Origin of the sequence: Streptomyces sp. (assembly GCF_050698815.1) — a bacterium.
Taxonomy (GTDB): Bacteria; Actinomycetota; Actinomycetes; order Streptomycetales; family Streptomycetaceae; genus Streptomyces.
This window is the reverse complement of record NZ_JBOHCV010000583.1, coordinates 1-6,786: the sequence shown is the minus strand read 5'-3', so window position 1 is coordinate 6,786 and position 6,786 is coordinate 1. Positions and strand designations below refer to the sequence as shown.

The window sequence follows — 6,786 nt, the reverse complement described above, 5'->3', positions numbered from 1 at the left end:
ATGCCGTTTGCCGCCGTGGGGGAGCCTCGATTCGGGAGAGGACGGCGCCGGCTATGGGCTGGGTAACCGACTGGAGTGCGCAAGCAGCGTGCCGCACTACCGATCCGGATGAACTATTCGTGCAAGGCGCGGCTCAGAACCGCGCCAAGGCCGTCTGCACCGGGTGCCCTGTGCGCACCGAGTGTCTGGCGGACGCACTGGACAACCGAGTGGAGTTCGGTGTCTGGGGCGGGATGACCGAGCGGGAACGGAGAGCGCTGCTGCGCCGCCGCCCGACGGTCACTTCCTGGCGTCGCCTGCTGGAGACGGCGCGCACGGAGTACGAACGTGACACGGGCGGCGTGCTGCCCTTGGACCTCGAGGAGGCGGCGGGCTACGCGGCGGTGAGCTGAGCGGTGGTGAGCTGAGTGTGAGCTGACGGGCGGGCGCGCCGGCACACGGACGTGCTGGTCGGGCGGCGGGTCGACCTTGATCGGTCGATCGCCGCGTCACCGCGGCGTGTTCGGCTGGTCCGCCAGCTGTTCCGCGATCGCGCGCAGCCCCGCCAGGTCGTGTACGTCGCCGGCGAGCGCGGCCACTTCGGCCACGGGCACCTCAGGGTGCAGCGCGGCGAAACGGTCCCGCGTGCGCCGCTCGCGGGTCAGCATGCGCATGCGCTCCGCGTGCAGCCGCAGCAGGCCCGCGGCCAACTGCTCGGTCTGGTATGTCTGCTGTGTGGGCGCACCGTCATGTTCGGGGTCATGACGCTGCGCGCCGGGGTCTGTGATGTCTGTCGAGCCGGGCCCGGGAGAAGGGCTGCCGTGCTTGTTTCCCTTCCCGGCCGCCCGATCCACAATGCCGCCCTCTTCAAGATTTTCCGCGGCCGCCAGCGCCCGTTCCGCGCTGAGTCCGGCCGCGCCGCTGCCGTGCACACGGTTGAGCACCAGACCCGCCAGCGGCATCCGGTCCGCGTCCAGCCGCTCCACGAAGTAGGCCGCCTCGCGCAGCGCGTCCCGCTCCGGCGCGGCGACCACGAGGAAGGCCGTGCCCGACGCCTGAAGCAGCCGGTACGTGGCGTCCGCGCGGGCGCGAAAGCCGCCGAACATGGTGTCCATGGCCGCCACGAAGGTCTGTACATCGCGCAACAGCCCCGTGCCCAGCAGCTTGTTGAGCACGCCGGTGAACATCGACAGTCCGGCCATCCCCAGATTGACGAACTTCATCCCCGCCCGGCCACCGGCCTTCGCCGGAGCCATCAGCATCCTGATGAACCGGCCGTCCAGGAAGGAGCCCAGCCGTTTCGGCGCGTCCAGGAAGTCCAGGGCCGAGCGCGAGGGCGGCGTGTCCACGACGATCAGATCCCACTGGTCGCGGGCGCGCAGCTGCCCCAGCTTCTCCATCGCCATGTACTCCTGCGTCCCGGCGAAACCGGCCGACAGCGACTGGTAGAAGGGGTTCCGCAGGATGGCGCGGGCACGTTCGGGGTCGGCGTGCGCCTCGACGATCTCGTCGAACGTCCGCTTCATGTCGAGCATCATGGCGTGCAGTTCGCCGCCGGAGTCCCCGTCGACGCCCGAGACCGGACGCGGAGTGTTGTCCAGCTCGCTGAGCCCCATCGACTGCGCGAGGCGCCGGGCCGGGTCGATGGTGAGCACGACGGCCTTCCGGCCGCGCTCGGCCGCCCGTACGCCCAGTGCGGCGGCCGTCGTCGTCTTGCCGACCCCGCCCGCGCCGCAGCACACGATGATCCGGGTCTCCGGGTCGTCGAGCAACGCGTCGACCCGCAGCCGGACCTCCGGCCCGAGCAGATGGCCCGAGGGGCCCGATCCGCCCGCGGTTCCGTCCGTGGCCTCGGCGCCGTCAGGGCCGCCAGTGCCGGCCGCGGCCTTCGGGGTCATGCCGTCTCCCTGGGTACTGGGAACTGGTCGCGCAGCTCCGCGGCAAGGTGGTAGATGCCGGCGAGTTCGATTCCCTCGCCGAGCAGGCCGAGTTCGTACACCGGCAGGCCGAGCTCCGCCAGCGCCGCGCGCTGCTCCTGCTCCAGGCCGACCCGTTCCGCATGCTCGCGCGCCTGTGCCAGCAGCGGTTCCACGAGCCGGTCGGTCCTCGTCAGGCCGGCCCGGCGGAGGGCGTCGGCGAGCCCTTCCGGAGCGGGCCCGTGCCCGTCCGTGTTCATCTCCTCATCGCCGAGCAGCTGTGGCCGCACCATGTTCACCAGGGCCGCGCCCACCGGGAGCCCCGCCGCGCGCAGTTCGGCCACCCCGTCGACGGTCTCCTGTACGGGCATCTCCTCCAGCAGCGTCACCAGGTGCACCGTCGTCTCGGGCGACTTCAGCAGCCGCATCACGGCCTGGGCCTGGTTGTGCACGGGGCCGACCTTGGCCAGGCCCGCGACCTCCTCGTTGACACCGAGAAAGCGGGTGATGCGGCCGGTGGGCGGCGCGTCCAGCACGACCGCGTCGTAGACCCGCCGGTCCTGCTTGTCCCGGCGGCGCACCGCCTCGCACACCTTCCCGGTCAGCAGCACGTCCCGCAGCCCGGGCGCGATGGTCGTCGCGAAGTCGATCGCGCCGAGCTTCTTCAGCGCCCGCCCGGCACTGCCGAGCTTGTAGAACATCTGGAGGTAGTCCAGCAGCGCCCGTTCGGGATCGACGGCCAGCGCGTGGACCTCGCCGCCGTTGTGCGCGACCGCGATCTTGCGTTCGTCGTAGGGCAGCGCCTCCGTCTCGAAGAGCTGCGCGATGCCCTGCCGTCCCTCGACCTCGACGAGCAGCGTGCGCCGCCCGCCGCTGGCCAGCGCCAACGCGAGTGCCGCGGCGACCGTCGTCTTGCCGGTCCCGCCCTTGCCCGTCACCACATGCAGCCTGCTCACGCCCCGGAGCCTAACCAGCGAATCGACGGGCTACGCTCGGCACCATGACGAAGTGGGAATACGCGACCGTGCCGCTGCTCGTGCACGCGACCAAGCAGATCCTGGACACCTGGGGCGAAGACGGCTGGGAGCTCGTTCAGGTCGTGCCCGGCCCGAACAATCCCGAGCAACTGGTGGCCTATCTCAAGCGGGAGCGCCAGTGAGCGCCGTCGAGTCCCGGCTGGCCGCCCTCGGGCTGAAGCTGCCCGACGTCGCGACCCCGGCGGGCGCCTACGTCCCGGCGCTGCGCAGCGGCAGCTACGTCTACACCGCGGGTCAGCTTCCGCTGGTCGACGGCAAGCTGCCGCTGACCGGCAAGGTCGGCGCGGAGGTTACCCCGGAGGAGGCCAAGGACCTGGCGCGTACGTGCGCGCTGAACGGCCTGGCGGCCGTCAACTCCGTCACGGGCGGCCTGGACCGGGTGGTGCGGATCGTGAAGGTGACCGGCTTCGTCGCCTCCGCCACCGACTTCACGGGGCAGCCGGGCGTCCTCAACGGGGCGAGTGAACTGCTGGGCGAGGTCTTCGGCGACAAGGGCGTGCACGCGCGCAGCGCGGTCGGCGTCGCGGTGCTGCCACTGGACGCGCCGGTCGAGGTCGAGCTTCTGGTGGAACTGGCCGACTGGCGGGACTGACACCAGGCCGGGCGTCCGCCCGGAGGACCGCTCTCGAACATCACACCGAGGGCCCGTAGCATCCGCCCATGGCGTCCTCCTCGAACGGTCAGTGGTATCCACCGGAATGGCCCGACCGCATCCGCGCCCTGGCCGCGGGCGAGATCACGCCCGTGGCCCCGCGGCTGGCCGCGACGGTCATGCTGCTGCGCGACAGCGGCGGCGACAGAGGTGCCACGGGCGGCGGTGCTCCGGGCAGCGGTGCTCCGGGCACCGGCGCCGACGACGGGCCGTCCGTGCACATGCTGCGCCGGCGCGCCTCCATGGCGTTCGCCGGCGGCGCCTACGCCTACCCCGGCGGCGCGGTCGACCCGCGTGACGAGCACTGGGGTTCCGCGGGCCGTAGACCGGGTGACGGCTGGGCGGGGCCTTCCCGTACGGAGCTGGCCGCGCGCTTCGGTACGGACGAGGCCACCGCGCAGGCGATCGTCTGTGCCGCCGTCCGTGAGACGTTCGAGGAGGCGGGCGTGCTGCTCGCCGGGCCGGACCCGGCCACCGTCGTCGACGACACCACGGGCGAGGACTGGGAGCGGGACAGGGCGGCACTCGCCGCGCACGAACTGTCCTTCGCCGACTTCCTGGACCGCCGCGGTCTCGTGCTCCGCAGCGACCTGCTGGGCGGCTGGGCGCACTGGATCACACCGGAGTTCGAGCAGCGCCGCTACGACACCTGGTTCTTCGTCGCCGCACTTCCCGAGGGTCAGCGCACCCGCAACGCGTCCACCGAGGCGGACCGGACGGCCTGGATCCGCCCGGGCGACGCCGCCGCCGGCTATGACAGGGGCGACCTGCTGATGATGCCGCCCACCATCGCCACGCTGCGCCAGCTGGCCGGGCACCGTACGGTCGCCGAAGCGCTGCGGGCGAGCGCACAGCGCGACCTGTCGCCCGTCCTGGCGCAGGCCCGGCTGGAGGGCGAGGAGGTCGTGCTCAGCTGGCCGGGACACGACGAGTTCACCAAGCGGATCGGCTCCGTCGGTGACAGCACCGCCGACGTCCGGCCGAACCCGCAGAACCGGCCGGACCCGAAGAAGGGGGACACCATCGCATGACGGACGCCGCTTCCCTCCCGGGCCAGCCGCGCGGCGGTGTGCTCAGCGGCCAGGCCACCGCGCGGGCCCACTGCGTCCTGGCACCCAACCCCTCCGCCATGACGCTCGACGGCACCAACACCTGGATCGTCGCCGAACCGGACTCCGACCTGGCCGTCGTCATCGATCCCGGCCCGCTGGACGACGACCACCTGCGCCGCGTCATGGACACCGCCGAGCGCGCGGGCAAGCGTGTGGCGCTCACCCTGCTCACCCACGGCCACCCCGACCACGCGGAGGGCGCGGCGCGCTTCGCCGAGCTGTCGGGCACGTCCGTACGGGCGCTGGACCCGGCGCTGCGACTGGGCGACGAAGGGCTGGCGGCGGGCGATGTCGTCCGTACGGGCGGGCTGGAGCTGCGCGTGGTCCCCACGCCGGGGCACACCGCCGACTCGCTCTGCTTCCATCTGCCCGCGGAAGGCGCCGTGCTGACAGGCGACACCGTGCTGGGCCGCGGCACGACAGTCGTCGCGCACCCGGACGGACGGCTCGGCGACTATCTGGACTCGCTGCGCCGGCTGCGCTCGCTGACGGTCGATGACGGGGTGGCCACCGTGCTGCCGGGACACGGTCCGGTGCTGGACGACGCGCAGGGGGCCATCGAGTTCTATCTGGCCCACCGCGCCAACCGCCTCGCCCAGGTCGAGACAGCGGTGGAGGGAGGCTTCCGGACAGCCTCGGCGGTGGTCGCGCACGTCTACGCGGACGTGGACCGGTCGCTGTGGCCGGCGGCCGAACTGTCCGTACGGGCGCAGCTGGCCTATCTGCGCGAGCACGGGCTGATCGAGTAGGCCTCTAAGACCGCCGGAAAAGCGCCGTCGGGCCCGGCAGGCGTGTTGCCTGCGGGACCCGACGGGCAGGACGTCGCGCGGGCGCGCGGTACCGGCCGCGGGTCAGCGGCTGCGCTTGGCGAGCCGCTCGATGTCGAGCAGGATCACCGCGCGAGCCTCCAGTCGCAGCCAGCCGCGGCCGGCGAAGTCGGCGAGCGCCTTGTTCACGGTCTCGCGGGAAGCGCCGACCAGCTGGGCCAGCTCCTCCTGCGTGAGGTCGTGCACGACGTGAATGCCCTCTTCCGACTGCACGCCGAAGCGGCGCGACAGGTCGAGCAGCTGCTTGGCCACCCGGCCCGGCACGTCGGAGAAGACGAGGTCGGACATCGAGTCGTTGGTGCGGCGCAGTCTGCGCGCGATGGCCCGCAGCAGGGCGGAGGCGACCTCGGGGCGCACGTTCAGCCAGGGCAGCAGGTCGCCGTGGCCGAGGCCGAGCAGCTTGACCTCGGTCAGTGCGGAGGCCGTGGCCGTACGCGGTCCCGGGTCGAACAGCGACAGCTCGCCGATCAGCTCCCCGGGCCCCAGTACGGCCAGCATGTTCTCCCGGCCGTCCGGGGAGGTGCGGTGGAGCTTCACCTTCCCCTCGGTCACCACATAGAGACGGTCACCCGGGTCGCCCTCGTGGAAGAGGGCCTCACTGCGCGCGAGTGTGGTCTCCGACATGGAGGCGCGCAGCTCAGCGGCCTGTTCCTCATCGAGCGCCGCGAAGAGCGGGGCGCGCCGCAGAACGTCGTCCACGATTCTCTCCTTGTCGACCTGCCCATGAGTGGTTTCGACCCCATGATGCCGGACGGTGAAACAGTGCGATCAGTCACAAGTTTGACTCACGCCCCCCGCCGTTCCGAAGGCAGGGGGCCGATCGGGCTGTGAATCGCCTTCGTGCGGGCCGAATGTCGGTGGGCCCCCTTAGTCTGGCCGAGTGTCCATTACCCCGGTGAGCGCACGCAGAGCGGGGCCGGGCGGGTGACCGCGATGGGAGATTCCGCTGTGGGCGAACATGAGCCCGGCAAGAGGTCGAAAGAGACAAAAGGGGCGAAAAGCGCCACGGAGGTGAGCGAGAGGGCCACCGCCGACAAGGCCACCGCGAAGAAGGCTCCCGCCAAGAAGGCCGCTGCGAAGAAGGCCGCCGGCGGCCGGAGGGCCGCGCCCGCCAAGCCGGAGTCCCGGCTCACCACGGTCCGCCGTGCCCGCCGCATCAACCGCGAGCTGAGCGAGGTCTACTACTACGCGCATCCCGAGCTCGACTTCGAGAACCCCTTCCAGCTCCTGATCGCCACCGTGCTCTCCGCCCAGACCACGGAC

At 71.9% G+C, this 6,786-nt stretch carries 8 protein-coding genes and 1 pseudogene; 6 read left to right on the top strand and 3 right to left on the bottom strand.

Features of this window, described 5'->3' with window-relative positions:
* The first annotated feature begins 53 nt into the window (after positions 1 to 53).
* Positions 54 to 392, top strand: a complete 339-nt coding sequence (locus ACRDP3_RS21115) for a WhiB family transcriptional regulator (protein ID WP_431518547.1) — start codon at positions 54 to 56, stop codon at positions 390 to 392.
* A gap of 96 nt (positions 393 to 488) precedes the next feature.
* Here the strand turns inward: ACRDP3_RS21115 and ACRDP3_RS21110 are convergent, their stop codons facing one another.
* Positions 489 to 1,877: an ArsA family ATPase gene (locus tag ACRDP3_RS21110; protein ID WP_431518546.1), complete on the bottom strand. Its 1,389-nt coding sequence runs from the start codon at positions 1,875 to 1,877 to the stop codon at positions 489 to 491.
* Positions 1,874 to 2,851, bottom strand: a complete 978-nt coding sequence (locus ACRDP3_RS21105) for an ArsA-related P-loop ATPase (RefSeq protein WP_431518545.1) — start codon at positions 2,849 to 2,851, stop codon at positions 1,874 to 1,876. Before ACRDP3_RS21105 ends, ACRDP3_RS21110 begins: the two co-directional genes overlap by 4 nt.
* A gap of 44 nt (positions 2,852 to 2,895) precedes the next feature.
* Between ACRDP3_RS21105 and ACRDP3_RS21100 the strand changes: the two genes are divergently transcribed.
* The 4 genes from ACRDP3_RS21100 (at position 2,896) to ACRDP3_RS21085 (ending at position 5,445) form a co-directional block, all read left to right on the top strand.
* On the top strand, positions 2,896 to 3,054 hold the full coding sequence (locus ACRDP3_RS21100) for a DUF4177 domain-containing protein (RefSeq protein ID WP_431518544.1): 159 nt from the start codon (positions 2,896 to 2,898) through the stop codon (positions 3,052 to 3,054).
* On the top strand, positions 3,051 to 3,524 hold the full coding sequence (locus ACRDP3_RS21095; RefSeq protein WP_431518543.1) for a RidA family protein: 474 nt from the start codon (positions 3,051 to 3,053) through the stop codon (positions 3,522 to 3,524). Before ACRDP3_RS21100 ends, ACRDP3_RS21095 begins: the two co-directional genes overlap by 4 nt.
* Before the next feature lie 68 nt (positions 3,525 to 3,592).
* A complete protein-coding gene (locus ACRDP3_RS21090; protein WP_431518542.1) occupies positions 3,593 to 4,615 on the top strand; it encodes an NUDIX hydrolase in 1,023 nt (340 codons plus the stop codon).
* Positions 4,612 to 5,445: an MBL fold metallo-hydrolase gene (locus ACRDP3_RS21085; RefSeq protein WP_431518541.1), complete on the top strand. Its 834-nt coding sequence runs from the start codon at positions 4,612 to 4,614 to the stop codon at positions 5,443 to 5,445. The genes ACRDP3_RS21090 and ACRDP3_RS21085 overlap by 4 nt, the downstream gene beginning before the upstream one ends.
* A 102-nt stretch (positions 5,446 to 5,547) precedes the next feature.
* Here ACRDP3_RS21085 and ACRDP3_RS21080 read toward each other — a convergent pair whose 3' ends face one another.
* Positions 5,548 to 6,222, bottom strand: coding sequence for a Crp/Fnr family transcriptional regulator (locus ACRDP3_RS21080; protein WP_431518540.1), 675 nt, complete (start codon positions 6,220 to 6,222; stop codon positions 5,548 to 5,550).
* A gap of 312 nt (positions 6,223 to 6,534) precedes the next feature.
* Here ACRDP3_RS21080 and ACRDP3_RS21075 point away from each other — a divergent pair.
* Positions 6,535 to 6,786: pseudogene (locus tag ACRDP3_RS21075) on the top strand (endonuclease III); the annotation flags it as partial.